Genomic DNA, 24,075 nt, shown 5'->3' on the forward strand with positions numbered 1-24,075 from the left:
GGAGCAACACCATGCAATTTATCTACAAGCAATTACGTCTCGGCTTCCTCGGCCTCTTCTTCGTTGGCCTGCTGGCCGCCTGCCAGAGCACGCCAGCGACCAAACCGCTGTTCAATGCCGAGCAAGTCGCCACCCTGAAGGAGCAAGGCTTCAACCAGACGGACGAAGGCTGGGAGCTGAGCTTTACCGACAAGCTGCTGTTCGAATTCGACGCCGCCAAGCTGACGGCACCGAGCCGCAACGCCATCCAGAAAATCAGCGCCGCCCTGCTGAAAGTGGGCATTACCCACATGCGCGTGGAAGGCCATACGGATAACGAAGGCACGGAAGCGTACAACAACAAGCTGTCGCTGGCGCGCGCCAACGTGGTGGCCGACGCCATGAGCGCATCGGGCATTCCACGCGACAACATCAGCGTCAAGGGCCTGGGCATGAGCAAACCGGTGGCCTCGAACGCCAGCAAGACGGGCAAGGCGGAAAACCGCCGCGTCACCGTCATCGTTTCGGCGCCGTGAGCGTGGGCGAGCCCGTCCGCTGGGTCGTGATGGGCGTGTCCGGCTGCGGCAAGAGCGCCGTCGGCAGCCTGCTGGCCGACGCCTTGCACGTGCCCTACGTGGAAGGCGACGACGTGCATTCCCCGGAAAACGTGGCCAAGATGGCGGCCGGCATTGCGCTCGACGATGCCGACCGGGCCGGCTGGCTGGCCGCCCTGCGCGACCGGATCGCCACGGCCCGCGCGCAGGGCAGCGGCCTCGTTGTCTCCTGCTCGGCCCTGAAGCGCGCCTACCGCGACGTGCTGCGCGCAGGCGCCCCTGCCCTGCGCTTCGTCCACCTGGACGGTCCGCGCGCCGTGCTGGAGCGCCGCATGCAGCGCCCCGGCCATTTCATGCCGTCCAGCCTGCTCGACAGCCAGCTGGCCACCCTGCAGCCGCTGCAGGCGGACGAGGCCGGCATCGTGCTCGACATCCGCCAGCCGCTGGCCGTGCTGCTCGGACAGATCCTGCAAGCGCCCTGACGGTCAGCCGCGCGGCTGGACAGCCCGCGGCCCCCTGTGTAGACTGGCGCGCACTTTCATGAGGGATTTTTATGAGCACACCAACAACAAAACCAGCACCAGGCCCGGAATTCTGGGAGCGCGCCGACCAGGTCATCGCCCTGGCCAATGAACAATGCATGCACAGCGGCGGCAATGAAGTGGCCACCTCGCTGCTGTACGCGGCCGCCCGCTTCAACGCCTTCCTCGTCGCCAGCAAGAGCAACGACGTGGCCAAGATGCAGGCAGAGAAGGAAGGCGCCGTGGCGTTCTTCACGGAACAGTACAAACGCATGCTGACCGACAACTTCAACGACTACATCACCAACTTCGACAAGTACACGCAACCGTCGTCGGCCCCCAAGGGTTGATGTCCGCAGCCAGCCTGGACGGCCACCGCGCCCGCGCCACGCACGCGGGCAGCGTCCTGGACGGCACGGTGCGCTTTGCTCCGCGGCAATCGCTGTGGCTGACGGCCATGCTGGCCGGTGCCGTGACCGGCGTCCTGTGCTTCTTCAGCTGGACGGGCCTGCTGCTGCTTGCGGCCGGTACGGCCATCGTCCTGCTGTTCGGCCATTCGCTGGGCAGCCACCGCAAACTGATCCACGACAGCTTTCAATGTCCGCCATGGCTGGAATACCTGCTCGTTTACCTGGGCGTGCTGGTGGGACTCAGCGGCCCGCTGGGTCTGCTGCGCCAGCACGAACTGCGCGACTATGCCCAGCGCCTGCCCGCTTGCCATCCCTATTTGCGCCACGGCGCCGGTTTCTGGCGTGATGCCTGGTGGCAACTGTTTTGCCGCCTCGATCTCGACCATCCGCCGCACATCGCCATCGAGCCGCGCATCACGCACGACCGCTTTTACCGTTTCCTGGAAGCAACGTGGATGCTGCAGCAATTGCCGTGGGCCATGCTGTGCTTCGCCTGGGGCGGCTGGGGTCTGGTTTGCTGGGGCGTATGCGCCAGGGTCAGCGCCGGCGTGCTCGGCCACTGGCTGATCGGCTACTTCGCCCACAACCATGGCCAAATGCACTTCCATGTCGACGGCGCCGCCGTACAAGGGAGAAATATCCGCCTGACGTCGCTGCTGACCATGGGCGAATGCTGGCACAACAACCATCACGCGTATCCGGGCTCAGCCAGGCTGGGCCTGCTGCCGGGCGAATGGGACCCGGGCTGGTGGATGCTGCTGCTGTTGCGGCGCCTGGGCCTGGTGTCAGCCCTGCGCCTGCCGCAAGACCTGGCGCCGCGGCCGGAATTGCGCCGCCTCGATCATGCCGACGATCAGGCGCCGTCGCCACCGGCCAGGTAATTGTTTTTGACACGTACGTAATGCTCGGCCGAATAGCGCAGGTAGGCGATCTCGGCATCCGTCAGTGCGCGCACCTTGGCGGCCGGGCGGCCCACGTACAGGTGGCCGCTTTCCAGCACCTTGCCCGGCGACACCAGGCTGCCCGCGCCCAGCATCACGTGCTTTTCCACCACCACGTCATCCATGACGATGCTGCCCATGCCGATCAGGCATTCATCGCCAATCGTGCAGCCGTGCAAGATCACGGAATGGCCGATGGTCACATACTTGCCGATGGTCAAAGGCGAGCCATCGGGCTTGGCCGCATTTTTGTGCGACACATGGCCCATGGAAAAGTCCTGGATATTGCTGCCCTCGCCGATGACGATGCGGTTCACGTCGCCGCGCAGCACGCTGTTGCACCAGATGGAGCAATCGTCGCCGATCTGCACATCGCCGATCACTTGCGCCGTGTCATGCAGGTAGACTCGTTCGCCCAGCACGGGGCGGGTATTCAGGTAAGAACTTACAGGCATTGTCTTCTCGTTTCTTTGATATTAAACAACAGGTTTCACACCCAGCCAGCCGCCAGCGCAAAAATCGCCAGGCCATGCGCCAGCGATGCGCCCAGCAAGCCGGCACGGCAATATACCAGCCCCGCCACCACGCCCTCGATCACGGTGAACACGAGGATGGGTGCGCCCACCTGCGTGACGGTGGTGGCGAGGAAGGCGTGGCACAGGCCAAACAGCAGGCCCGACACCAGCGCCGCGCGCCAGGCCGGCAGCCAGGCGCGCAATTGCTGCTGCAGCAAGCCGCGGAACAGCAATTCCTCATAACAGTTGGCCGCCAGCGCAAAACCCAGCAGCAAGGGCAGCGCGGATGGGGCGACGGGCGGCAAGGATGGCAAGTTAAACAGGGCTTTCAAGCCCGTTGCCAGCGCGATGATCATACACGCGCCCGCCACGCCCAGCAGCAGGGACAGGACCGGCCGCGTGCCGCACCAGCGGATCTGGCGGCGCGCCTCGCTTTCCAGCCAGCACGTACTTGCCACCAGCCCCAGCGACATCGCGCCCAGCGCCAGCAAGACCGGGGGCGGCGCCGTGAAGCGCAAGCCGCCCGCCGCCACCTGCCAGTAGCCGTGCGCCGTCATCGCATCGCGCGCCAGCACGAAAAACAGGATATGCACGAGCACACGCAGCAGCGGCACAGTGCGTGGCGCAGTACGGGGAATGGCCAGCAGCAAGGCGGCGCAGACGAGGAAAGCGGGCGTGATCGCCAGCAGATACTGCGCCAGGGAAGTCAGGTCGGCCATGGCTCACATCGGGAAAAGGACGGTGCCAACGGGCACGGGCGCAGCAATTGTATGCGGCGGCTGGCAAAACGGGCAACCTGTCTTGCTATGCCGCCTTGCGCCAGCCATGCATCAGCGCATGCGCCGCCAGTCCCGCCGCCAATCCCCACAAGGCGCCGCCCACGCCCAGCAGGGTGACGTTCGCCGCCGTGGCAAGAAACGTGATCAGGGCCGTTTCGCGCATGCGCGCGTCCGCCATCGCCTGCGCCAGGCTATTGCCGATGGCGCCCAGCAAGGCCAGACCCGCCAGCGCCGTAATAAAACTGCGCGGCAAGACCATGAACAGGCTGGCCAGTGTCACGCCGAAGATGCCCACGAGGATGTACAGCACGCCGCACGCCAGGCCCGCCACATAGCGCTTCGACGGGTCCGCATGCGCATCCTTGCCCGTGCAGATGGCGGCCGTGATGGCGGCCACGTTGAAGGCGTGCGCGCCGAATGGAGCCATGAGCAGCGAACCGAGTCCCGTCACCGTCAGGATGGGATTGGCGCTGACCTGGTAGCCGTCATTGCGCAGCACCAGCATGCCGGGCATGTATTGCCCCGTCAGGGTGATCAGGAACAGGGGCAGCGCCACGCCCAGCAGGGAGGCCACGGAAAAGCGCGGCATCTCGAACACGGGCGCGGCCAGGGCCAGTGCTATGCCTTGCGCATCGATGCGCCCCTGCGCCAGCAGCAGCGCCAGGCCGGCCAGCATGATGCCCACCACGGCAAAGCGTGCCGTGAAACGGCGCAGCACGGCGTACGACAGCAGCAATACCACGACCAGCACGGGATCGGCGCTGGCGCCGCCGAAGGCGTTCACGCCAAACTGCAGCAGAATGCCGGCCAGCAATCCCGCCGCGATGCCGCCCGGTATCAGCCGCACCAGGCGCTCGAAGGCGCCGGACATGCCCAGCAGAATGAAGGCGATGGCGGACACGATATAGGCGCCGATCACCTCGGCATACGGCGTGTGCGGCATGACGGTGGCCAGGAAGGCCACGCCGGGCGTGGACCAGGCCGTGATGATGGGCGCGCGGTAGCGGTAGCTGAGCCAGATGCCCGTCACGCCCACGCCGATGCTCAGCGACCAGACCCAGGACGCCGTCTGCGCGGCGCTCAGCTGGGCCAACTGGGCCGCCTGGAACACCAGCACGAAGGTGCCGCCATAGTTGACGAGGACGGAGATGAAGGCTGCCATGATGGGGGAAGCCAGGTCGCGCCGGCGCGCCCGGTCGGCCATCGCGGTGGTGGTGGTTGATGTCATGTGTATGCCCCTGCCAATGAAAGGGAGCAGTGTAATGGCCGCATGGACTGTTCAGACAGGCCAATTTCCTTACATATAACAGACCACTTGCGCAATCACCCCAGGGCGCGGGCCAGGCGGACGATGCCGCTGTCGATCTCGTGCGGCGTGAGCGCGGCAAAGCCCAGCAGCCAGCCGCCCCGCACCGGCGGCCTCGCATACAGCCGGCTCAGGCCCGGCAGCACGATGCCCGCCTGGGCCGCCAGGCGCAGCGTTTCCAGCTCTGCCCTGCCCTCGTGCAGCAGGCATGGCAGTTGCAAGCCGCCCGGCGGCAGCTGCGCCGTGACGACGTGCGGCAAATGCCGCTGCACGGCCTGCGCCATCGCGTCGCGGCGCACGGCGTAGACCTTGCGCATGGCGCGCACATGGGCCGCGAAATGGCCGTCGGCGATGAAACGGGCCAAGGTCAGCTGATCCAGTTGCGGCGTGTGGCCATCGAGGATGCTGCGCGCATAGGTCATCGGTGTCACCAGCGCGGGCGGCAGCACCATGTAGCCGATGCGCAGACCCGGATACAGCGACTTGGCGAAGGTGCCCAGGTAAATCGTGCGCTGCCGCGTGTCGAGGCCCTGCACGCATGCCGTCGGCAAGCCCGCATAGTGAAACTGGCTGTCGTAATCGTCTTCGATGATCCAGCCCTGGCGCTCCGCCGCCCACGCAACCAGCTCCAGGCGGCGCCCGAGCGCCAGGGTGGCGCCCGTCGGGTATTGATGCGACGGCGTGACGTAGATCGTGTTGGCCCCGCTGCGGTCCGCGCGCAGGTGGTCGATGGACAAGCCATCGGCATCGACGGGCACGGGCACCACCCGCAATTGCGCCATCTCGAAAGCCTTGCGGGCGCCGAAATATCCGGGATCTTCCATCAGGATGGGGCCGTGCGCGTCGGCCAGCACCTGCGCGCACAGGTACAGGGCCTGGCGCGTGCTGCTCAGCACCAGCACCTGGCCGGCCGTGGCCCGCGCGCCCCGCTCCAGATTCACATAGTCGGCGATGGCCTGGCGCAGCGGCTCGGCCCCTTGCGGGTCGCCGTGCAGCAGCACATGGTGTTCGCCGGCGGCCTGGCGCCGCAAGCGCTCCCACACGTCGACGGGGAAGGCCCGCGTTTCCGGCAAGCCCGTGGCGAAAGCCTTCACGCTCTGCTGGTCGGCCACGCCGCCGCTGGCGAGGATCTGCGCGCCGCGCACGCTGAGCGCCACCGGCTGCGGGGACAAGGGCTGCAGCGTCGTCGCGGGCTTGCCCAGCAAGCTCGCGCCTATCGTCGGCGACACAAAACTGCCCGATCCCGCCTGCCGCCGCACATAACCATCGAGGCGCAGCTGCGCATACGCCATTTCCACCGTCTCGCGCGACACGCCCAGCGATTGCGCCAGCGCGCGCGTGGCCGGCAGGCGCAGGCCGGGCGCCAGCACGCCATCGAGTATCAGCTGGCGCAATGCGCGCTGCACCCGCACGCGCAAGTCGAGCGCCGCCAGTTCGGGCGCGGCGAGGCGGATTTTCAGGGTGTCGAGTTCGAACTGCGGCGTCATGGCGCCTTCGGCGCGGCGCGGACAGCATCCACGGCCGCCATGCTGCTGGCCAGCGAAAAACCGTGCTGCTGCAGCACCGCCACCAGCTGTTCGCCGGCGCAGCCAAGGCGCAGGTTTTCCGCCACCCAGTCCAGCCATTCGCGACTGATGTCCGGCATCGGCTCATCGTCCAAAGCGAGACCGAGTATGCTGCTGGCCAGTAAACCATTGATGCGCTTCGTGTCAATCAGGTGCTGCACCACCGCGTGGCCCGACTGGGGGAACGGATGCAGGGTACAGCGGCCAAATGGCGCCAGGCGCTGCGCGTGCATGGCGTCGAGGTTGACCGATTCGCTGGCGCTGGCGCCTCCTCCCCCGTTGGCCACGTCCGGCCGCGTGCCGAACAGCAGGTGCAGCTGCGTCTTGTCCGTCGCCCTGGCGCGGCACAGGGCCGCCAGGTCGTAATAGCCCGAGGCTGGCGGATCCTGCGCCAGCGATTCCATCACGGGCAGCCAGCGCAGCTCGTGGTACAAACGCGCCTGCTGCACGTCCAGAAAAGACAAGGGTCCGAAGGCGACGATCTGCTGCGCATCGAGCAGCAAGCCATACATGACGGCCGCGTATGCGCCCATGGACTGGCCCAGGGTGGCGACCTGGCTCGGTGCGATGCGGCGCACGAGATCGCGCAAGGCTTGCGCCGTCTCATCCACGTGGCTGCCCAGGCCCACGATGCGGCGGTGGTACCAGGCATTGCCCGAATCGCGCACGAGGATCTTGTTCAGATACTGGCCGCTGGCCTGCTCCAGCTTTTTCAGGCGCCCGTAAAAATCGAAGGCGGGGCGCGTCGTCCACGAAACGAAGCCGAAGGCAATGACCAGCGGCGCGCCAGGCACGATGCGGTCGACCAGCACGTCGTCGGCAGTGGTGGCGACCAGTCGATTATCCAGCGCTTGCGCTTGCAGCATCGGCCCCGCTCCCCGATCAAGGTTGAAACAGCAGAAAGCATGAGTTTAATGCCAGGACTGGCAAAATAGCAACATTCGCCGCTGCGGTACGCGGGCGGGCACGAAAAAACTGCTAGTCTGGCGGCTATTCGCCTTGACACTGGAGTTCACCATGCTGCATCGCCTGACGCATCGTTTCAAATACCTGTCCCTCGCCGCCGTCATCGCCATGGCCGGAGGCTGCGCCGCCACGCCCGGCAGTGCCAGGCCGGACACGGGCCTGACGCCCACGTACAGCCTGACGAATACCTACTGGAAGCTGACGGAGCTCGATGGCGCCCCCGTGACGATGGCGCCGCAGCAGGAGCGCGAAGTGCGCATCACCCTCACCGACGATGGCAAGGTCCACGGTTTTACGGGCTGCAACCGCGTCATGGGCGGCTACACGCTGGCCGGCACGGCCCTGCGCTTCACGCAGCTGGCCGGCACGCGCATGGCCTGCCCGCCGCCGTTGATGCAGCTGGAAAGCGCCGTGCTGGCCAACTTGAACAGCGTGACGGGCTACCGTTTCGATGGCGAGTACCTGATCCTGCTCAAGGATGGCGCGCCCGTGGCCAGGTTTGAATCGGTCTACCTGTGAAATAAAAACCGGCTGCCGTTACAATGGCTTCCAGTCCATCATCTGGAAGGAAGCCATGTCCGCACTGCCCTCGCCGTCGTCATCCCCAACACCATCGGCCGCCGGCCGCTACCGGGCTTTTCTTTTTGACATGGACGGCACCGTCATCAATTCCATCGCCGCCGCCGAACGCATCTGGGGCACGTGGGCGCAGCGCCAGGGCCTCGACGTCGCCACTTTTCTGCCCACCATCCATGGCGCGCGCTCGGTCGACACCATCGCCAGACTGCGCTTGCCCGGCGTCGATGCGCAGCGCGAATCGCAGGGCATCACGGATGCGGAAATCGTCGATGTGGAAGGGATTATTGAAATTGCGGGCGCGCTGCGTTTTTTGACGTCGCTGCCGCCCGCGCAATGGGCCATCGTCACCTCGGCGCCGCGCGCGCTGGCGACGGCACGCCTGAAGGCGGCCGGCATGCCGATACCGGCCATCATGGTCACGGCGGAAGACGTCAAGGCGGGTAAACCAAAACCCGATTGCTACCTGCTGGCGGCGCAAAAACTGGGCGTGGCGCCAACCGACTGCCTGGTATTCGAGGATGCATCGGTGGGCATTGAGGCGGGCGAGGCGGCCGGCGCGAAAGTCATGGTGGTCACCGCCACGCATGCGCACCCGCTGGCCACGCGCCACCCGGCCATCGCCAGCTACGAGGGCATCGTGGCGACCGTCGATGGCGACGGTTTTATTGTCCTGGCCGAGACGGTTGCAGCACCCGCGACAAGATAGCCTGCTCCAGCGCGGCGAAAGCCGCGGTGCCGCGCTGACGGGGGCGCGGCAAGTCCACCCGCACGTCCAGGGCGATCTGCCCCTCCTCGATCAGCAGCACGCGGTCGGCCAGGGCTACCGCCTCGGCCACGTCATGCGTCACCAGCACGGCCGTGAAACCGCGCGCCAGCCACAGCGACTCGATCAGCTGCTGCATCTCGATGCGCGTCAGGGCGTCGAGCGCGCCCAATGGTTCGTCGAGCAGCAGCAGTTGCGGTTCGTGCACGAGGGCGCGCGCCAGCGCCACGCGCTGCTTCTGCCCGCCCGACAGGGCCGACGGCCAGTCGTCCGCCCGCTCGGCCAGGCCCACCGTCCACAGCGAAGCGGCCGCCGCGCCGACGGAACGGGGCAGGCCCAGGGCCACGTTGTCGAGCACCGTCTTCCACGGCAGCAGCCGCGATTCCTGGAACATGATGCGGATGTCGGGCGCGCCCACGCCGCTGCCGATGGCGACCCTGCCTTCATCGATGCTTTCCAGGCCCGCGATCGCGCGCAGCAAGGTGCTCTTGCCGCAGCCGCTGCGCCCCACGATGGCGACAAATTCTCCCGCTTCCAGCTGCAGGTCGACGTTTTTCAGCACGGGGCGGCTGGTGTAGGATTTGCTCAGCTTCGTCAGTTCCAGGGGCACGCCACGCCGTTGCAAAGGGGCGGACGGCACCGCCTTCGCCTGCGGCGGCGCGCTGGACGGGTCGTACTGCACGAAATGCGACAAAAAGTCCGTTTCGATCTGGATGGGGGCGAGCAGCATGGTGTCCTCTTCAATCATTAGCGGTAGGCGGGATTCCAGCGCAGGCAGTGGCGTTCCAGCCCCCGCGAGAACCAATCGGCCAGCTTGCCCAGCAGGGCGTACAGCAAAATCCCCACCAGCACGACGTCCGTTTGCAAAAATTCGCGCGCATTCATCGTCATGTAGCCGATGCCGGCCTGCGCCGAGATGGTTTCGGCGACGATCAGCAGCACCCACACGAGGCCCAGCGAAAAGCGCACGCCGACCAGGATAGACGGCATGGCGGCCGGCAGGATCACGTCGCGGTACAAGGGCCAGCCCGACAGGCCATAGCTTTTCGCCATTTCAACGAGGCCCTGGTCGGCCGAGCGGATGCCGTGGAAGGTATTCAGGTAGACGGGAAAGAACACGCCGACGGCCAGCAAGAACAGTTTCGCCGTCTCGTCGATGCCGAACCACAGAATCACCAGCGGGATCAGGGCCAGCGCGGGGATGTTGCGCACCATTTGCAATGTCGTGTCGAGCAGGGTTTCCGCGTGGCGGAAGCTGCCCGTCAATAACCCCAGCAGCAAGCCCAGTCCCGCGCCGACGGCAAAACCGACCGTCGCGCGCCACAAGCTCGTTTTCAGGTGCAGCCACAGCTCTCCCGATGCGGCCAGGTGCCAGAAGGCTTTCGCCACGGCCCACGGCTCGGGCAGAATGCGGCTCGACAGCCAGCCCCACTGGGCGGCCAGCTGCCAGGCCAGCAGCAGCGCCACGGGCAAGGCCCACGGCGCCAGCGCATGACGCCAGGGCGTGCCGGACAGCCTATTGACGGCGGCCGTCGCCATCTCAGGCCGCCTTTTTCTGCGGTGCGGCCGGCACGATATTGCTGGCCATGACTTCGCCGAAAGGGCCGCTCAAGGACTGCTCGCCCACGGCCTTGCCCTTGCCCAGCAGCGGAAATACCAGTTCGGCGAAGCGGTACGACTCTTCCAGGTGCGGGTAACCGGAGAAAATGAAGGTGTCGATGCCCAGGTCAGCGTATTCCTGCATGCGCGCCACCACGGTCGGGCCGTCGCCCACCAGGGCCGTGCCCGCGCCGCCGCGCACCAGGCCCACGCCGGCCCAGAGATTCGGCGATACTTCGAGCTTGTCGCGCCGCCCGCCGTGCAGGGCCGCCATGCGTTGCTGGCCCACGGAATCCATCTTGCCGAACGCCGCCTGCGCCTTGGCGATGATGTCGTCGTCCAGGTGGCTGATCAGTTCATCGGCCGCGCGCCAGGCCGCCTCGTTGGTTTCGCGCACGATCACGTGCAATCGGATGCCAAACCGGACTGTGCGGCCTTTTTTTGCCGCGCGCGCGCGGATGTCGGCGATTTTCTCGGCGACGGCGGCGGGCGGCTCGCCCCACGTCAGGTAGACGTCCATCTGCTCGGCCGCCAGTTCGTGCGCCGGCTCCGACGAGCCGCCGAAATACAGCGGCGGATACGGCTTCTGCACGGGCGGGTACAGGGTTTTCGCGCCCTTCACCTGGATATGCTTGCCCTCGAAATCGTAGCCGGCCGCGCCGCCCTCGCCCGCCAGCGTGGCGCGCCACACCTTGATGAATTCGTCGGAAATCTCGTAGCGCTTGGCGTGGTCGGCAAACAGGCCGTCCGCTTCCAGTTCGCCCTGATCGCCGCCCGTGACGACGTTGATCAAGAGGCGCCCGTTGGACAGGCGGTCGAACGTGGACGCCATGCGCACGGCCAGGCCCGGCGTGGACAAGCCGGGGCGCACGGCCACCAGGAACTTGAGCTTTTGCGTCACGCTGATCAAGGACGAGGCCACCACCCACGCATCTTCGCAGGAGCGGCCCGTCGGCAGCAGCACGCCGTCGTAGCCGAGCGTGTCGGCGGCCACCGCCACCTGGCGCAAGTAATCGGCATCGACGGGGCGCGCGCCCTGCGACGTGCCCAGGTAGCGGCTGTCGCCGTGGGTGGGAATAAACCAGAAGACATTCAATGACATGACGTTTCTTTCTTTCGTTATTTGGAGCTGGTAGCCAGCTGGCGCGCCGGCAGCAGCGCGTCCTTGACGACGATCGGTTTCGGGATCAGCTTCAGGCTGGAAAAGGCATCGGCCACCCTTTGCTGCGAGGCGATGACGTCGGGCGACACGGGTTTGACGCCGTAGGCATAGCGCGAGGCGGCCAGCGCCACGACTTCCTTGCCCAGCCCCGTCTGTGCCGACAAAATCGTCGCCACCTCGTCCGGATTGTTGCGGCCCCAGTCATCGACCTTGGCCACTTCATCGAGCACGATGCGCAGGATTTCGGGATTTTTTTCCGCATACGTGCGCGAGGCCAGGTAGAACTGGTAATTCGCCACCAGGCCCTTGCCATCGGCCAGCACGCGGGCGCCCAGCTGCTTTTCGGCGGCCGCCAGGAACGGATCCCAGATGGCCCAGGCGTCCACGCTGCCGCGCTCGAAAGCGGCGCGCGCATCGGCCGGCGGCAGGAATACGGGCTGGATGTCGGCATAAGCGACACCGGCCTTTTCCAGCGCCTTCAACAACAAGTAATGCACGTTCGAGCCCTTGTTCAGGGCGATTTTCTTGCCCTTCAAGTCGGCCAGGGTGCGCAGGCCGGAACCCTTGGGCACGACGATGGCTTCGCTGGCTGGCGACGCCGGCTCATTGCCGACATACACCAGGTTGGCGCCGGCCGCCTGCGCAAAGATCGGCGGCGCCTCGCCCACGGTGCCGAAATCGATGCTGCCCACGTTGAGGCCTTCCAGCAGCACGGGGCCGGCCGGAAATTCCGTCCATTTCACGCCCACGCCCTGCTCGGCCAGGCGTTTTTCCAGGGTGCCGCGCCCTTTGAGCAAGGTCAATGTGCCGTATTTCTGGTAGCCAATACGTACCTGCACCTGGACTTCCCCCTTGGCCTGCGCCTGCGCCGCGAGCGGCATGCCGGCCACCATCACGCCGGCAGCGGCGGCAAACAGCAAGCCCAGAGTGGTACGGCGCGAGAGGCGTTGTGCGTGGCGGTGTGTCATGGTGGTTCCTTGGTCGGTGAATAATCAGGCGGCTTGAAATTGCGGAGCGTAAGGCTGGTCTTGCAGCGAACGCACGGGGTGCGGGAGCGCTACTGGCGCGGGCGGACGCTGCCCCTGCAGCACGAACAGGCCGGTGGACAGTTCCTCGATGCCGGCCTGCACGCGCGCGGCGATCGGCGCATCCAGGCTCAAGCCCCCCTCTTCGTCCCACGCCAGCTGCTGCGCATTGGCATAGATGCTGGTGAACACCTGCTTGGCGCCCAGCGCATGCAGCACGGGACGCAGCGCATAGTCGAGCGCCAGGGTGTGGGCATGGCCGCCGCCCGTGGCCAGCGGCAGCACCAGCTTGCCGGCCAGGCCATCCTGCGGCAGCAGGTCGAGGAAGGCTTTCAGCAAGCCCGTATAGGAGGCCTTGTAGATGGGCGTGGCGATCACGATGGCGTCGGCATCGGCCACGGCGCGCACGGCGCGGGCGATCGCCGCATCGTCGTAGTCGGCCAGCAGCAAGGCGTGCGCCGGCAAGTCGCGCACATGCAGCTGGGCGTAGCTGTGGCCCTGCAGCGCCAGCTGTTCGCCGATATGCAGCAGCAAACGGCTGGAGCTCGATGGGAGTTGCGGGCTGCCGCCCAATAACAAGATGCTCATGTGATGCCCGTCCCTGTAGGTAGTCGAAAGTGGCGTTGCTCGGATGCTTGCAGCCTATCGCCATCAGCAGTCCGGTAAAACGAATGCTTTCGCGCTTCGATATGCGTTTTTTGACTATCCGGGCCTGACGCCCCGCACGCCATGGCGCCGGCAGCCGCGCGGCTTTTTTTCGCATATCCATGCGCGGTTTTCTTCGTGTACGGCGCACGCGGAGCGGTGCAATATCGGCGTCATCGTCTTTCTGGAATGTCACTCATGTCTAGCGTTTTTCTCCATGCCGCCCGTCCCCAGCCGCCTGTGCCGGAACCCCTGCGGGACGCCATCAGCATCGCCACGTCGCTGGCCGCGCGCCTGGCCGAAACGGCCAATGCCCGCGACCAGGCGGGCGGCCATGCGGCGCAGGAACGCGAATGGCTGCGTGAATCGGGTTTGCTGACCCTGTCGATCCCCGTGGAATTCGGCGGTCAGGGCGCGTCGTGGCCCCTCGTGTACCAGGTGATTCGCATCCTGGCGCGGGCCGACAGCGCGCTGGCGCACGTCTTCGGCTTCCACCATCTGCAACTGGCCGGCTTGCAGCTGTATGGCAGCGCGCAGCAGCAGCGCCGCCTGCTCACCTTGACCGTCGACGAGCGCCTGTTCTGGGGCAATGCCTTGAATCCCCTCGACAAGCGGGTCACGGCCAGCGACAGCGGCGACGGCTATCTCCTCGACGGCATCAAGAGCTTTGCTTCCGGCTCCGTCGGTTCCGACTGGCTGACCGTCTCCGCCTGGCACGCGCCCACGCAGACGGCGCTGATCGCCGCCCTGCCCACGCGCCAGGACGGCGTGAGCGTGCAGGCGGATTGGGACGCCTTCGGCCAGCGTCAGACGGACAGCGGCAACGTGCATTTTCAACAAGTTCATCTGCCGCATGAGCTGGTGCTGCAGGCGCCCGCGCAGGCAGCCACGCCGCAAGCCACGGTGCGCTCGCAGACCGCACAGCTGATCATGGCGAATTTATATCTGGGCATCGCCGAAGGCGCGTTCGAGGCGGCGCGCCAGTACACGGACGAACAGGCGAAAGCCTGGTTTGCCTCGGGCGTGGACAAGGCAACGGACGACCCTCTGGTACAACACCGCTATGGCCAGCTGTGGCTCTTGCTGCGCCCCGCGCAAGTACTGGCCGACGCGGCGGCGCAGGAACTGGAAAAGGTCTTCCGCAAGGGCGCGCTGGTGACGGCGCGCGAACGGGGCTTGCTGGCCGTGGCCGTGGCCGAAGCCAAATGCCTGGCGCACAAGGCGGGCGTGGAAATCAGCAGCCAGATGTTCGAGCTGACGGGCGCCCGTTCCACCTCGGCCCAATATGGCTTCGACCGCTACTGGCGCAACGTACGCGTGCATACCCTGCACGACCCCATCGACTACAAGCTGCGCGACCTGGGACGCTTTGCCTTGACCGGCACCGTGCCCGAGCCGACCGCATATTCATAATTCACTCACCAAGGAGCCACCATGACCATCGCCCGCCGCAGCATCGTCCTCACCGCCCTGACCCTGGCCTTGACGGCCAGCTTCGCCCACGCCAAGGACCCGAAAGAGATCACCATCGGCACCAGCGCCGGGCCGTACGCGGACCAGATCAAGCTGGGCATCAAGCCCATCCTGGAAAAACAGGGCTACAAGGTCAAGCTGGTGGAATTCAATGACTACATCCAGCCGAACTTCGCGCTGGCAGAAGGCTCGCTGGACGCCAACGTGTTCCAGCACATCGTCTACCTGAAGAAATTCGCGCTGGAGCACAAGCTGGCCCTGACGGACCTGATCACGATACCCACGGCGCCGATCGCCATCTACAGCAAGAAGCACAAGACGCTGGACGACGTGAAGGAAGGCACGACGGTGGGCTTGCCGAACGATCCGACCAACCAGGCGCGCGCGCTGGTGCTGCTCGACCAGCTGGGCTGGATCAAGCTGCGCGCCAGCTTCGACCCCGTGCGCGCGTCGGAAAAGGATATCGCCGTCAACACGAAGAAAATCAAGCTGCTGCCGCTGGAAGCGGCGCAGCTGCCACGCTCGCTGGGCGACACCGATTACTCCTTCATCAACGGCAATTACGCGCTGGCGTCGGGGCTGAAACTGACGGAGGCGCTGGTGGCAGAGAAAATCTCGCCCAACTACATCAACCTGGTGGCCATCCGCGCGGCGGACAAGGACAAGCAGTTCGCCAAGGACATGGCCGCCGCCTACCGCTCGCGCGAATTCCTCGACATCACCAATAAACACTTTGCCGGCTATTCGAAACCCGATTACCAGCAAGCCTTGCAGACGGCGGCCAAATAAGCCATGGCCAAGACGATACGCTTCAACGCCTTCCAGATGAATACCGTCGGCCACCAGTCGCCGGGACTGTGGACGCATGCGCGCGACCGCAGCCACCGCTATACGGATCCTGCGCACTGGACGGAGCTGGCGCGCCTGCTGGAAGCGGGCCTGTTCGACGCGGTGTTCCTGGCCGACGTGCTGGGCGTGTATGACGTGTACCGGGGCAGCCTCGATGCGGCCCTGGAACACGGCGTGCAGGTACCGCTGAACGACCCGCTGGCCCTCGTGCCCATCATGGCGCAAGCCACCACGCACCTGGGCTTCGGCGTCACCTGCGCCCTCACCTACGAACATCCGTACACGTTCGCGCGGCGCATCTCCACCCTCGACCACCTGACGGGTGGACGCATCGGCTGGAATATCGTCACCGGCTATTTAGACAGCGCAGCGCGCAACCTGGGCTTGCAACAGCAGCTGGGCCACGACGAACGCTACGACCTGGCCGACGAATATCTGGAAGTCGTCTACAAGCTGTGGGAAAAGAGCTGGGACGACGACGCCGTCGTCAACGACAAGTCGCGCGGCATCTACGCCGATCCGGCCAGAGTCCATCCGATCAACCATGCCGGGCGCCACTACCAGGTGCCCGGCATCCATTTGTGCGAGCCGTCGCCGCAGCGCACGCCGCTGCTGTACCAGGCGGGCACCTCGCCGCGCGGCACGCGCTTTGCGGCGCGCCATGCGGAAGCGACGTTTGTCAGTGGCCCCAGCAAGACGGTCGTCAAGCGCTATGCGGACGACTTGCGCGCCGCCGTGCGGCAAGCGGGACGCGATGGCGACGCGCTGCTGATCTACGCCCAGGCGCTGGTCATCACGGGCGCCACCGAGGAAGAGGCGCGCGCCAAGCACGCCGACTATCTGCGCCACGTCAACATCGAGGCGGCGCTGGTGCTGTTGTCGGGCTGGACGGGGGTCGATTTCAGCCGCTACCCGCTCGACGCCACCATCGACTACATCGATTCCCCGGCCGGGCGCTCGGCGCTGGCCTCGTTCAGCCAGGCCGATCCGAGTCGCACGTGGACGGTGCGCGAGGCAGCCGAATACATCGGCCTGGGCGGGCGCGGCCCCGTGCTGGTGGGCGATGCGCGCCAGGTGGCCGACCAGCTGGAAGCGTGGCTGGACGAGACGGGCATCGACGGCTTCAATCTCGCCTTCGCCGTGGCGCACGACAGCATGGCCGACGTGGTGACCCACATCGTGCCGGAACTGCAGCGGCGCGGCCGCTACCGCACCGCCTACGAGGAAGGCACCCTGCGCCACAAGGTGTTTGGCCAGGGCCCGCGCCTGCCGGCCGATCACGCGGGGCGCCAGGTCAGCATCGCGCCAGACGAGGCCACGCTCGCCGCGGCCTGAACGCCGCCCGCGTCCCCGCGGGCATTTGCATCCAGGCCCGTTCCGTGTCAGCATACGCCACCTTGGCAACACGGATAAGGACTGCAATGCCCCCCACTCCCCTACGCGCGCTGGCCCTGGGCCTGCTGCTGGCCGGTCATGGTTCACCGGCGCTGGGCACGCCGCCGACGCCCGGCTGCGACGTCTGCGCTGCCTGGAATGCCGACCAGGCGCCGTTCCGCATCTTCGGCAATACCTATTATGTGGGCGTGAAAGGCCTCAGTTCCGTGCTCATCACCTCGCCGCAGGGCCACGTGCTGATCGACGGAGGCTTGCCGGAATCGGCACCCAAGATCATCGCCAATATCGGTGCGCTGGGTTTCCGCATCGAGGACGTCAAGCTGATACTCAATTCGCACGGCCATATCGACCATGCGGGCGGCCTGGCAGAACTGCAGCGGCGCAGCAATGCGCTGGTGGCCGCCAGCCCGTCGGCGGCGCTGGACCTGGCGTCGGGCGAAGTGGGGCCGGACGACCCGCAATACCACGCGCTGCCCAAGTACCCGCCCGTGAAGGACATGCGTCTGGCGCGCGACGGCGGCCAGTTCAACGTCGGCCCCATCAAACTGACGGCGCATGCCACGCCGGGCCACACGCCCGGAGGCCTGAGCTGGACGTGGGAATCATGCGACGGCCCCCGCTGCCTGAACATGGTCTACGCGGACAGCCTGAACGCCGTCTCGCGCCCCGGCTTCAAGTTCAGCGCCAGCAGCGAGTATCCGAACGCGGTGGATGATCTGCGCCACAGCTTCGAAACGCTGGAAAAGCTGCCCTGCGACGTGCTGATCTCCGCCCACCCGGAAGCGTCGCAGCTGTGGGAACGGCTGGAAGCGAGCGCCACGGCCGGCAGCGAGGCCTTTGTCGACCCGCAGGCCTGCCACGCCTATGTGGCGGCGGCGCGCACCTTGCTCGAGGCGCGGCTGGAGCAGGAAAAACAGCAGTAAGCTTGCCAAAGCGCTTGTCAACCGTGCATGCTGGCGCGGCGCGGATCTGCTAATCTGGCGCCATTCATTTGAAGAAGGAAATGCCATGTTCAATATCGCCAGACTGATCCCCCTCGCCGCCATCGTCGCCATCACCGCCGGCTGCGCGCAAACGCCCGTGCGCAGCGACGCTGCCGCCGCCGCGCCAGGCGCCACCTCGCCCGCCAAGCCGGCGCCGGCGCTGACGGGCACGCAGTGGAAGCTGAAGGAACTGAAGGGCAAGAAGATCGCGCGCAAGGCGCCCGAGCAGCGCGAAGTGACCCTGCTGCTGGCCGAAGGCCGCGCCAGTGGCCATAGCGGCTGCAACCAGATGATGGGCGGCTACACCAGCGATGGCGTCAGCACCCTGGCCTTCGGGCAGATGGCCGGCACCATGATGATGTGCCAGCCGCAGGACATGGACCTCGAACGCCTGCTCCTGACCACCCTGGGCGAAGTCAATGGCTACCGCTACGCGGACCAGGAATTGCTGCTGCTGAAGGATGGCGTGCCCGTGGCGCGGTATGAAGCGCTGACGGTGAAGTAAGGTTTTTGCAAAGCCAGGCGCCACGCCAAAGCTGTGGGGTCAGACCGCCGGGTCTGACCCCAGCCTTAGCTCTGGGCTTACTCCCCTTTCGCCACACCTAATCGTTACGCATCTGCGCCTGCGATACATTGCTATTCGCTGGCACGCTCTGCGTCAGCCACACATTCCCCCCGATGGTCGATCCCGCGCCGATGGTGATGCGCCCCAACACGGTCGCGCCCGCGTAGATGACCACGTCGTCCTCGACGATGGGGTGGCGCGGCGTACCCTTGATCAGCGCGCCGGATGCATCGGCTGGAAAACGCTTGGCGCCCAGGGTGACGGCCTGGTACAGACGCACACGCTGGCCGATGATGGCCGTCTCGCCGATCACCACGCCCGTGCCATGGTCGATGAAGAAGGAGGCGCCGATGTGCGCGCCCGGGTGGATGTCGATGCCCGTCAGGGTGTGCGCGATGTCGGCGATCAGGCGCGCCAGGAAAGGCGCACCGAGTAAATGCAGGCGGTGCGCCAGGCGATGGTACAGAATGGCGATGGTGCCCGGATAGCACAGCATGATCTCGGCCACCGAGGTGGCGGCCGGGTCGCCCGCGTAGGCGGCCTGCACGTCCGACACCAGCAGGGCGCGGATGTCGGGCAGGCTGGCGGCGAACGCCCGCGTGATGTCGCGCGCCTGCTGCGCCAGGGCCGCATCGTCGCTGGCGCCGTTCTGTTCATCGCCAGCCGGTACGGCGTGAGCCGGAGCGGAAAACAGCAAGCCGCGCCGCACCTGCTCGCTGAGGCGGTTCAGGGTGGTGTTCAGGGTGTCGCCGACAAAATAGTCGATGCTTTCATCGGTCAGATTCGGCCGTCCGTAGTGGGTGGGGAACAAGGCGGCTGACAGGCCGTTGACGATGGTGGTCAAGGCTTCGCGCGACGGCAGTTCGCGCACCCTGCCGTTATGGCGGATCTTGTGCTTGTCCTCACGCGAGCTGCGCAAGGCCTGGATCACGGGTCCCAGGTTCCACTGGGCCGTGTCGTCGGCGGGCGCCGCGGGATAAATGCTGTGCATGGCGTATCACTTCCAGAAAATGGCAAACAGGCCGGGTCGCCCCAGCTTAGCGGTGACGGCAAGCGATGCAAACGAAGAATTTCAAGATTGCATATGCAAAAAACGCATATGGATGGCAAACCGCCGCGGCACCGGACCCGATTCCAGCCACTAGCGTAAAATGACGGACTAACAAAAACACTCTTCAACATGACTAAATTATTAACCTGGATTTTGGCGGGCCTGGCGATGGTCGGACCGCTTGCAATTGACACCTATCTGCCGTCTTTCCCCGCCATCACGCAAGATTTCAATGCCAGCCCCCTGCTGGTGCAGCAAACCCTGAGCTTTTTCCTGTTCACGTTCGCCTTCATGATGCTGTTTTACGGCACCCTGTCCGATTCGTTCGGCCGCCGTCCCGTGATTCTCGTCTCGCTGGTGCTGTATGTGATCGCCTCCGTGGGCGCCGCGCTGGCGCCGTCGCTGGGCTGGCTGCTGGCCTGGCGCGTGCTGCAGGGGCTGTCGGCGGGCGCCGGTTCCGTGATCGGCCGCGCCATCGTGCAAGACCGCTATTCGGGCGCCGCCGCGCAAAAAATCCTCTCGCACATCATGATGGTGTTCGCGCTGGCGCCGGCCATCGCCCCCGTGCTGGGCGGCTGGCTGCAGGTCAGCCTGGGCTGGCGCTGGATCTTCTGGTTCCTGACGGCTTTCGGCGTGCTGATGTTCGTCGTCGTCTGGCGCGCGCTGCCGGAAAGCTTGCCGAAGGAGCAGCGCCACGCCTTCCACCTGGGCGACATCGCCGTCAATTACTGGAAAGTGCTGTGCCACCGCCAGTTCCTGCTGCTGTCGACGGCCATCGGCGCGGCCTTCGGCGGCTTCGCGCTGTACATCGGCTCGGCCGCCTACTTCATCATCAACATCCTGCACCTGCCGGAGACGGCCTTCGCCTGGCTGTTCATTCCTTTGATCAGCGGCATGGTGTTCGGTTCGGCCCTGTCGGCGAAAATCGCCCACCGCTACAGCCAGCGCCAGATGATCTGGGCCGGCTTCATCCTGATGCTGGTCGCCGCGCTGGCCAACATCGGCTACAACTATGTCTTTGCCGCCGAAGTGCCATGGGCCGTGCTGCCATTGTTCTTCTACTCGTTCGCCCTGTCCATCGCCATGCCGCCGATGACCCTGATGGCCCTGAACCACTTCCCCAACAACAGCGGCCTGGCGTCGTCGATGCAATCGTTCATCCAGATGCTGCTGTTCGCGCTGGTGTCGGGCCTGGTGGCGCCGCTGCTGTTCGACAGCGCGCTGAATCTGGCGTATGGCGTGATGGCGGGGCTGCTGGTGAGTTTGGTTTGCTGGGTGTTTGCGCAGGGCAAGAAAGCGGAAGTGGTCAAGCAGTAACTTTTACAGCGGATTTTTCAGGACGGGGGCACCTGAAAAACGTTCAGGACAAGGCGCCGTGCCGCAGGCAGTACGCTAGTACGGCCAGGCACGGCAACGCAGTCATGGACGTTTTCTCAGGCGCTCCTCAAGGCCAGGGGGCTGGCGTCACATCCAGATATTGCGCCCCGCCCTGCTCCGGTTCCGCCGCATGCTGCTGCGCCGGCTGGTTCAAGGAACCTGCCGGCGAACGCAAACTTAATATCTCCTTGCGCGTCTCGACGAAGTCTGCGGAACTCAAGGGATGCTGCTGGTCGGGCCAATGGCTGACGGCCCATTCCTGCAAGGCCTCAAAACGCCGCCACAGTTCCGCGATGAATTCGCGGCGCGCTTCTTCCTGCTGCTGCGGCGTCTTTTCCATTACTTCGCTGATATTGACTTCCATGGCCATTCCCTCGCTGACAGTGTCTTGCCAGACTACGCAGGGACAGGCCAGGCGTCTGTTCGCGAACGAACACACAGTTATTCGGGCATCTTGCGGAAACCCACGGCCAGGCGGTTCCAGGTATTGATGGAGCCGATGGCCAGGGTGACGTTGACCATTTCTGCCGGCGTCAATTGTTCCGCCAGCGCCGCGTACACGTCATCGGGCGCCTGGCTTTGCGGCAGCAGGGTCAGCGCTTCCGTCCAGGCCAGCACGGCCCGTTCGCGCGGCGTGAAGAACGGCGTTTCGCGCCAGACGGACACGGCATACAGGCGGCGCTCCGTTTCGCCCGCCTTGCGCGCATCGCTCGTGTGCAGATCCACGCAAAAAGCGCAGCCATTGATTTGCGAGGCGCGCAGGCGGATCAGCTCGAGCAGCGAATGTTCCACGCCCAGTTTGGCGATCGCCGCTTCCAGCGCATACATGGCCTTGACGGCGTCGGGCGAAGCTTGCGTGAAGTCGAGTCGTTGCTGTGTCATGATGTATTCCTTGATAATGAGAGATGCGCCATTGTAGAAGCGCGAATAACGCACGCGGCAGGCCAATCCCGCCGAAAAACGGCAGACCACCTACAGATACTCCATGGAATTACATATCCTGATCGACGGCACGCGCGACCTGGGCGGCCAGCTGTACCGCCAGCTCAGCGCAGCCATCCGCTCGGGCCGCCTGACGGACGGCCAGCAATTGCCGCCTTCGCGCCTGCTGGCCAGCCAGCTGGGCCTGTCGCGCAAGACGGTGTCCGACGTGTATGACAAGCTCGGCTATGAAAAGCTGCTGGTAGGAAAAGTCGGCGTGGGCAGCTTCGTGCAGACGCCGCATGCCTCGCCGCAGCGGCGCCATGCGAGCACGCCGCTGGCCAGCGCGCAGCGCATCGCCCGCTGGGAAGCGACGCCCACGCCCCTGCGGCGCGCCAGCCAGGAAGAGCCGGCGCGCTACGCCTTCATCGGCGGACGCGCCACGCCAGCGCATTTCCCGCAGGATGCATGGCGCGCCTGCATGCTGCATGCGCTGCGCCAGAGCGGCCAGGCGCGCGGCCGCTACGGCCCCGTGGAGGGTTTGCCGGCCTTGCGCGCGGCGATTGCCGGTCATGCAGCCTTCAGCCGCGGCATCCATTGCACCGAGGAGCAAGTACTCGTCACCAGCGGCGCGCAGCAAGCCTTGCACCTGCTCGCGCTGACCCTGCTGGAACCGGGCGACACGGTTGCCGTGGAAGAACCCGGCTATCCGGTGGCGCGCGCCGTGTTCGCCAGCCTGGGCGCGCGCGTGGTGGGCATCGAAGTGGACGAGGATGGCCTTGTCGTCGCGCAAATCCCGGACGGCACGCGCTTGATCTATGTCACGCCCGCCCATCAATTTCCGCTCGGCATGCCGATGAGCCTGGCGCGCCGCCATGCCTTGCTGGAACGGGCGCACCAGCTGGGCGCCATCATCATCGAAGACGATTACGACAGCGCCTTCCGCTACGAAGGCCGGCCCGAGGATTCCCTGCAAAGCATGGACCGCTATGGCGTCGTCGCCCACGTGGGCAGCTTTTCCAAGATCATGCTGCCGGAATTACGCCTGGGCTATGTTGTGCTGCCGCAAGCCCTCGTGGCCGCCATGCAGACGGTGAAATACCTGAGCGATTGCCACACGGCCAGTCTGAGCCAGCATGCGCTGGCCAGGTTCATCCTGGACGGCCATTTGCTGCGGCATATCCGCCGCTGCCATGACATTTATGCGAGGCGCCGCGAGCGGCTGCTGCACTGGTTCAACGGCCCCTTGGCGCCGTGGTTCCGCCTGGTGCCGGCCAGCGCCGGCTTCCACGTGGCGGCGCTGGCGCAGGCACCGCTCGATATCGCCGAATTGCTGCGCCGGGCACGACTGGCCGACGTCAGCCTGTATGCGCTGGCCAGCTTTTACCACGGCCCCGCCCGCCACGAAGGCCTGTTCCTCGGCTATGGCGCCATCGACAAGCTCGATATCGACACGGCGCTGGCCAGGGTGCTGGCGATCCTGCAAGAGATGGCGCCCTTGCCACTCAGCGGGGTTGCCAGCGATAGTGCCCCGTGATCGGATAGCTGAATAAAATATTTTCCTCGCGCGCGCCCTCGCCGATGTTGTGGATGATCAGCGGCACGCCGCTCCACGACTGCTTGTCGCTGACGATGCCGATGTGCGTGAGGTTGCGCGGCAGGCGCCAGGTGACGATGTCGCCCGCGCGGTAAGCACTCGCTTGCGTGGCTGGAGGCAGGCTGGTGCCGTGGCGGGCAAAGTAGGTGCCCAGATTCGGCACGCGCCGGTGGTCGATATTGCGGTCCGGCCCCTTCATCTGCCAGCGTCCCTGCTGCTGGTACACCTGCCATGCCTTGCGCATGTCTTCGTGCACCAGCACCTGCAAATCCTGCCCCAGCTGGCGGTAGGCCCGAACGACCACGTCCGTGCACACGCCCCGCTCCAGCGGCACGTCGCCGCCCGGATAGGCCAGGCGTTCATAGCGCGGGTCGTACTGCACCGTCACGCCCACCTGGCTGCGGGCGGCGGCAACGAGGGCTTGCGGGCTGGCAGGGGCTGCCGACGCCAGCATGGGTGCCAGGGCAAGCATCACGGTAAAAAGCGGTTTGATTGGCATCAACGTCGGGGCTTGAGTGTAAATGCCAACTTTACCGCAGCGGCAGGAAAAACGCC

At 65.8% G+C, this 24,075-nt stretch carries 27 protein-coding genes; 13 read left to right on the plus strand and 14 right to left on the minus strand.

What is annotated here, in order from left to right; translation table 11 throughout:
• Positions 1 to 11 precede the first annotated feature (11 nt).
• From IGS61_RS17655 to IGS61_RS17670, 4 genes are all read left to right on the plus strand, one after another.
• Positions 12 to 515 (plus strand): OmpA family protein, encoded by a 504-nt coding sequence (locus IGS61_RS17655; RefSeq protein ID WP_230540868.1) that lies wholly within the window; start codon positions 12 to 14, stop codon positions 513 to 515.
• A 29-nt stretch (positions 516 to 544) separates the two neighbouring features.
• Positions 545 to 1,015, plus strand: a complete 471-nt coding sequence (locus tag IGS61_RS17660; protein WP_230541023.1) for a gluconokinase — start codon at positions 545 to 547, stop codon at positions 1,013 to 1,015.
• A gap of 71 nt (positions 1,016 to 1,086) precedes the next feature.
• The gene (locus IGS61_RS17665; RefSeq protein WP_092712778.1) at positions 1,087 to 1,404 is read left to right on the plus strand and encodes a DUF3144 domain-containing protein; all 318 of its coding nucleotides are present in this window, start codon (positions 1,087 to 1,089) and stop codon (positions 1,402 to 1,404) included.
• Complete coding sequence (locus IGS61_RS17670) at positions 1,404 to 2,345, plus strand: acyl-CoA desaturase (protein WP_230540869.1); 942 nt, start codon at positions 1,404 to 1,406, stop codon at positions 2,343 to 2,345. Before IGS61_RS17665 ends, IGS61_RS17670 begins: the two co-directional genes overlap by 1 nt.
• Here IGS61_RS17670 and IGS61_RS17675 read toward each other — a convergent pair.
• From IGS61_RS17675 to IGS61_RS17695, 5 genes are all read right to left on the minus strand, one after another.
• Positions 2,318 to 2,860 (minus strand): gamma carbonic anhydrase family protein, encoded by a 543-nt coding sequence (locus IGS61_RS17675; protein WP_230540870.1) that lies wholly within the window; start codon positions 2,858 to 2,860, stop codon positions 2,318 to 2,320. The two genes, IGS61_RS17670 and IGS61_RS17675, sit on opposite strands and share 28 nt — an antisense overlap.
• 35 nt (positions 2,861 to 2,895) lie before the next feature.
• Positions 2,896 to 3,639 (minus strand): CPBP family intramembrane glutamic endopeptidase, encoded by a 744-nt coding sequence (locus IGS61_RS17680; RefSeq protein WP_230540871.1) that lies wholly within the window; start codon positions 3,637 to 3,639, stop codon positions 2,896 to 2,898.
• A gap of 85 nt (positions 3,640 to 3,724) precedes the next feature.
• On the minus strand, positions 3,725 to 4,927 hold the full coding sequence (locus IGS61_RS17685; protein ID WP_230540872.1) for a benzoate/H(+) symporter BenE family transporter: 1,203 nt from the start codon (positions 4,925 to 4,927) through the stop codon (positions 3,725 to 3,727).
• A 95-nt stretch (positions 4,928 to 5,022) separates the two neighbouring features.
• Positions 5,023 to 6,492 (minus strand): MocR-like pyridoxine biosynthesis transcription factor PdxR, encoded by a 1,470-nt coding sequence (gene pdxR / locus IGS61_RS17690; RefSeq protein WP_230540873.1) that lies wholly within the window; start codon positions 6,490 to 6,492, stop codon positions 5,023 to 5,025.
• The gene (locus tag IGS61_RS17695; protein WP_230540874.1) at positions 6,489 to 7,436 is read right to left on the minus strand and encodes a hypothetical protein; all 948 of its coding nucleotides are present in this window, start codon (positions 7,434 to 7,436) and stop codon (positions 6,489 to 6,491) included. The genes pdxR (IGS61_RS17690) and IGS61_RS17695 overlap by 4 nt, the downstream gene beginning before the upstream one ends.
• A gap of 151 nt (positions 7,437 to 7,587) precedes the next feature.
• Between IGS61_RS17695 and IGS61_RS17700 the strand changes: the two genes are divergently transcribed.
• Both IGS61_RS17700 and IGS61_RS17705 read left to right on the plus strand, forming a co-directional pair.
• Positions 7,588 to 8,055, plus strand: a complete 468-nt coding sequence (locus IGS61_RS17700; RefSeq protein ID WP_230540875.1) for an META domain-containing protein — start codon at positions 7,588 to 7,590, stop codon at positions 8,053 to 8,055.
• A 55-nt stretch (positions 8,056 to 8,110) separates the two neighbouring features.
• Positions 8,111 to 8,821, plus strand: a complete 711-nt coding sequence (locus tag IGS61_RS17705; RefSeq protein WP_230540876.1) for an HAD-IA family hydrolase — start codon at positions 8,111 to 8,113, stop codon at positions 8,819 to 8,821.
• Here IGS61_RS17705 and IGS61_RS17710 read toward each other — a convergent pair.
• The 5 genes from IGS61_RS17710 to ssuE are packed head-to-tail and all read right to left on the minus strand — an operon-like array spanning position 8,778 to position 13,252.
• Positions 8,778 to 9,608, minus strand: coding sequence for an ATP-binding cassette domain-containing protein (locus IGS61_RS17710; protein ID WP_230540877.1), 831 nt, complete (start codon positions 9,606 to 9,608; stop codon positions 8,778 to 8,780). The two genes, IGS61_RS17705 and IGS61_RS17710, sit on opposite strands and share 44 nt — an antisense overlap.
• A 17-nt stretch (positions 9,609 to 9,625) precedes the next feature.
• The gene (gene ssuC / locus IGS61_RS17715; RefSeq protein ID WP_230540878.1) at positions 9,626 to 10,417 is read right to left on the minus strand and encodes an aliphatic sulfonate ABC transporter permease SsuC; all 792 of its coding nucleotides are present in this window, start codon (positions 10,415 to 10,417) and stop codon (positions 9,626 to 9,628) included.
• A gap of 1 nt (position 10,418) precedes the next feature.
• Positions 10,419 to 11,579 carry an FMNH2-dependent alkanesulfonate monooxygenase gene (gene ssuD / locus IGS61_RS17720; RefSeq protein WP_070218242.1) on the minus strand — a complete coding sequence of 387 codons (1,161 nt, stop codon included), beginning with the start codon at positions 11,577 to 11,579 and terminating at the stop codon, positions 10,419 to 10,421.
• A 17-nt stretch (positions 11,580 to 11,596) separates the two neighbouring features.
• Positions 11,597 to 12,607: a sulfonate ABC transporter substrate-binding protein gene (locus IGS61_RS17725; RefSeq protein ID WP_230540879.1), complete on the minus strand. Its 1,011-nt coding sequence runs from the start codon at positions 12,605 to 12,607 to the stop codon at positions 11,597 to 11,599.
• 24 nt (positions 12,608 to 12,631) lie between these two features.
• Positions 12,632 to 13,252, minus strand: coding sequence for an NADPH-dependent FMN reductase (ssuE, locus tag IGS61_RS17730; RefSeq protein WP_230540880.1), 621 nt, complete (start codon positions 13,250 to 13,252; stop codon positions 12,632 to 12,634).
• Between the two features lie 255 nt (positions 13,253 to 13,507).
• Between ssuE and IGS61_RS17735 the strand changes: the two genes are divergently transcribed.
• From IGS61_RS17735 to IGS61_RS17755, 5 genes are all read left to right on the plus strand, one after another.
• The gene (locus tag IGS61_RS17735) at positions 13,508 to 14,722 is read left to right on the plus strand and encodes an acyl-CoA dehydrogenase family protein (RefSeq protein ID WP_230540881.1); all 1,215 of its coding nucleotides are present in this window, start codon (positions 13,508 to 13,510) and stop codon (positions 14,720 to 14,722) included.
• 21 nt (positions 14,723 to 14,743) lie between these two features.
• On the plus strand, positions 14,744 to 15,571 hold the full coding sequence (locus IGS61_RS17740) for a MetQ/NlpA family ABC transporter substrate-binding protein (RefSeq protein WP_230540882.1): 828 nt from the start codon (positions 14,744 to 14,746) through the stop codon (positions 15,569 to 15,571).
• Between the two features lie 3 nt (positions 15,572 to 15,574).
• Positions 15,575 to 16,966 carry an LLM class flavin-dependent oxidoreductase gene (locus IGS61_RS17745; protein WP_230540883.1) on the plus strand — a complete coding sequence of 464 codons (1,392 nt, stop codon included), beginning with the start codon at positions 15,575 to 15,577 and terminating at the stop codon, positions 16,964 to 16,966.
• Between the two features lie 86 nt (positions 16,967 to 17,052).
• Positions 17,053 to 17,949, plus strand: coding sequence for a subclass B3 metallo-beta-lactamase (gene bla / locus IGS61_RS17750; RefSeq protein ID WP_230540884.1), 897 nt, complete (start codon positions 17,053 to 17,055; stop codon positions 17,947 to 17,949).
• Between the two features lie 85 nt (positions 17,950 to 18,034).
• Complete coding sequence (locus IGS61_RS17755) at positions 18,035 to 18,514, plus strand: META domain-containing protein (RefSeq protein ID WP_230540885.1); 480 nt, start codon at positions 18,035 to 18,037, stop codon at positions 18,512 to 18,514.
• A gap of 97 nt (positions 18,515 to 18,611) precedes the next feature.
• Here the strand turns inward: IGS61_RS17755 and epsC are convergent, their stop codons facing one another.
• On the minus strand, positions 18,612 to 19,565 hold the full coding sequence (gene epsC, locus IGS61_RS17760; protein WP_230540886.1) for a serine O-acetyltransferase EpsC: 954 nt from the start codon (positions 19,563 to 19,565) through the stop codon (positions 18,612 to 18,614).
• Positions 19,566 to 19,754: 189 nt separating this feature from the next.
• Here epsC and IGS61_RS17765 point away from each other — a divergent pair, with 189 nt between their 5' ends.
• Positions 19,755 to 20,942, plus strand: a complete 1,188-nt coding sequence (locus tag IGS61_RS17765) for a multidrug effflux MFS transporter (RefSeq protein ID WP_230540887.1) — start codon at positions 19,755 to 19,757, stop codon at positions 20,940 to 20,942.
• 127 nt (positions 20,943 to 21,069) lie between these two features.
• On the opposite strand, the gene IGS61_RS17770 is transcribed toward IGS61_RS17765, so the two are convergent.
• Complete coding sequence (locus tag IGS61_RS17770; protein WP_230540888.1) at positions 21,070 to 21,366, minus strand: hypothetical protein; 297 nt, start codon at positions 21,364 to 21,366, stop codon at positions 21,070 to 21,072.
• Positions 21,367 to 21,443: 77 nt separating this feature from the next.
• Positions 21,444 to 21,884, minus strand: coding sequence for a carboxymuconolactone decarboxylase family protein (locus IGS61_RS17775; protein WP_230540889.1), 441 nt, complete (start codon positions 21,882 to 21,884; stop codon positions 21,444 to 21,446).
• A gap of 103 nt (positions 21,885 to 21,987) precedes the next feature.
• Here IGS61_RS17775 and pdxR (IGS61_RS17780) point away from each other — a divergent pair, with 103 nt between their 5' ends.
• Positions 21,988 to 23,460, plus strand: coding sequence for a MocR-like pyridoxine biosynthesis transcription factor PdxR (gene pdxR / locus IGS61_RS17780; protein WP_230540890.1), 1,473 nt, complete (start codon positions 21,988 to 21,990; stop codon positions 23,458 to 23,460).
• Here the strand turns inward: pdxR (IGS61_RS17780) and IGS61_RS17785 are convergent.
• Positions 23,429 to 24,019: a DUF1287 domain-containing protein gene (locus IGS61_RS17785; RefSeq protein WP_230540891.1), complete on the minus strand. Its 591-nt coding sequence runs from the start codon at positions 24,017 to 24,019 to the stop codon at positions 23,429 to 23,431. The two genes, pdxR (IGS61_RS17780) and IGS61_RS17785, sit on opposite strands and share 32 nt — an antisense overlap.
• Positions 24,020 to 24,075: the final 56 nt, after the last annotated feature.

The organism is Janthinobacterium sp. FW305-129 (assembly GCF_020858115.1).
In the GTDB taxonomy this organism is placed as follows: Bacteria; Pseudomonadota; Gammaproteobacteria; order Burkholderiales; family Burkholderiaceae_D; genus Janthinobacterium.

Bases quoted from the DNA above. Each gene is read 5' to 3' on its own strand.
- pdxR (WP_230540873.1), bottom strand. From the start codon at position 6,492: ATGACGCCGCAGTTCGAACTCGACACCCTGAAAATCCGCCTCGCCGCG.
- ssuD (WP_070218242.1), bottom strand. From the start codon at position 11,579: ATGTCATTGAATGTCTTCTGGTTTATTCCCACCCACGGCGACAGCCGC.
- IGS61_RS17685 (WP_230540872.1), bottom strand. From the start codon at position 4,927: ATGACATCAACCACCACCACCGCGATGGCCGACCGGGCGCGCCGGCGC.
- IGS61_RS17700 (WP_230540875.1), top strand. From the start codon at position 7,588: ATGCTGCATCGCCTGACGCATCGTTTCAAATACCTGTCCCTCGCCGCC.
- IGS61_RS17785 (WP_230540891.1), bottom strand. From the start codon at position 24,019: ATGCCAATCAAACCGCTTTTTACCGTGATGCTTGCCCTGGCACCCATG.
- IGS61_RS17755 (WP_230540885.1), top strand. From the start codon at position 18,035: ATGTTCAATATCGCCAGACTGATCCCCCTCGCCGCCATCGTCGCCATC.
- IGS61_RS17695 (WP_230540874.1), bottom strand. From the start codon at position 7,436: ATGCTGCAAGCGCAAGCGCTGGATAATCGACTGGTCGCCACCACTGCC.
- IGS61_RS17725 (WP_230540879.1), bottom strand. From the start codon at position 12,607: ATGACACACCGCCACGCACAACGCCTCTCGCGCCGTACCACTCTGGGC.
- IGS61_RS17675 (WP_230540870.1), bottom strand. From the start codon at position 2,860: ATGCCTGTAAGTTCTTACCTGAATACCCGCCCCGTGCTGGGCGAACGA.
- IGS61_RS17775 (WP_230540889.1), bottom strand. From the start codon at position 21,884: ATGACACAGCAACGACTCGACTTCACGCAAGCTTCGCCCGACGCCGTC.
- IGS61_RS17665 (WP_092712778.1), top strand. From the start codon at position 1,087: ATGAGCACACCAACAACAAAACCAGCACCAGGCCCGGAATTCTGGGAG.
- IGS61_RS17735 (WP_230540881.1), top strand. From the start codon at position 13,508: ATGTCTAGCGTTTTTCTCCATGCCGCCCGTCCCCAGCCGCCTGTGCCG.
- ssuE (WP_230540880.1), bottom strand. From the start codon at position 13,252: ATGAGCATCTTGTTATTGGGCGGCAGCCCGCAACTCCCATCGAGCTCC.
- IGS61_RS17745 (WP_230540883.1), top strand. From the start codon at position 15,575: ATGGCCAAGACGATACGCTTCAACGCCTTCCAGATGAATACCGTCGGC.
- IGS61_RS17770 (WP_230540888.1), bottom strand. From the start codon at position 21,366: ATGGAAGTCAATATCAGCGAAGTAATGGAAAAGACGCCGCAGCAGCAG.
- pdxR (WP_230540890.1), top strand. From the start codon at position 21,988: ATGGAATTACATATCCTGATCGACGGCACGCGCGACCTGGGCGGCCAG.
- IGS61_RS17710 (WP_230540877.1), bottom strand. From the start codon at position 9,608: ATGCTGCTCGCCCCCATCCAGATCGAAACGGACTTTTTGTCGCATTTC.
- epsC (WP_230540886.1), bottom strand. From the start codon at position 19,565: ATGCACAGCATTTATCCCGCGGCGCCCGCCGACGACACGGCCCAGTGG.
- IGS61_RS17680 (WP_230540871.1), bottom strand. From the start codon at position 3,639: ATGGCCGACCTGACTTCCCTGGCGCAGTATCTGCTGGCGATCACGCCC.
- IGS61_RS17705 (WP_230540876.1), top strand. From the start codon at position 8,111: ATGTCCGCACTGCCCTCGCCGTCGTCATCCCCAACACCATCGGCCGCC.
- IGS61_RS17660 (WP_230541023.1), top strand. From the start codon at position 545: ATGGGCGTGTCCGGCTGCGGCAAGAGCGCCGTCGGCAGCCTGCTGGCC.
- ssuC (WP_230540878.1), bottom strand. From the start codon at position 10,417: ATGGCGACGGCCGCCGTCAATAGGCTGTCCGGCACGCCCTGGCGTCAT.
- IGS61_RS17670 (WP_230540869.1), top strand. From the start codon at position 1,404: ATGTCCGCAGCCAGCCTGGACGGCCACCGCGCCCGCGCCACGCACGCG.
- IGS61_RS17765 (WP_230540887.1), top strand. From the start codon at position 19,755: ATGACTAAATTATTAACCTGGATTTTGGCGGGCCTGGCGATGGTCGGA.
- bla (WP_230540884.1), top strand. From the start codon at position 17,053: ATGCCCCCCACTCCCCTACGCGCGCTGGCCCTGGGCCTGCTGCTGGCC.
- IGS61_RS17655 (WP_230540868.1), top strand. From the start codon at position 12: ATGCAATTTATCTACAAGCAATTACGTCTCGGCTTCCTCGGCCTCTTC.
- IGS61_RS17740 (WP_230540882.1), top strand. From the start codon at position 14,744: ATGACCATCGCCCGCCGCAGCATCGTCCTCACCGCCCTGACCCTGGCC.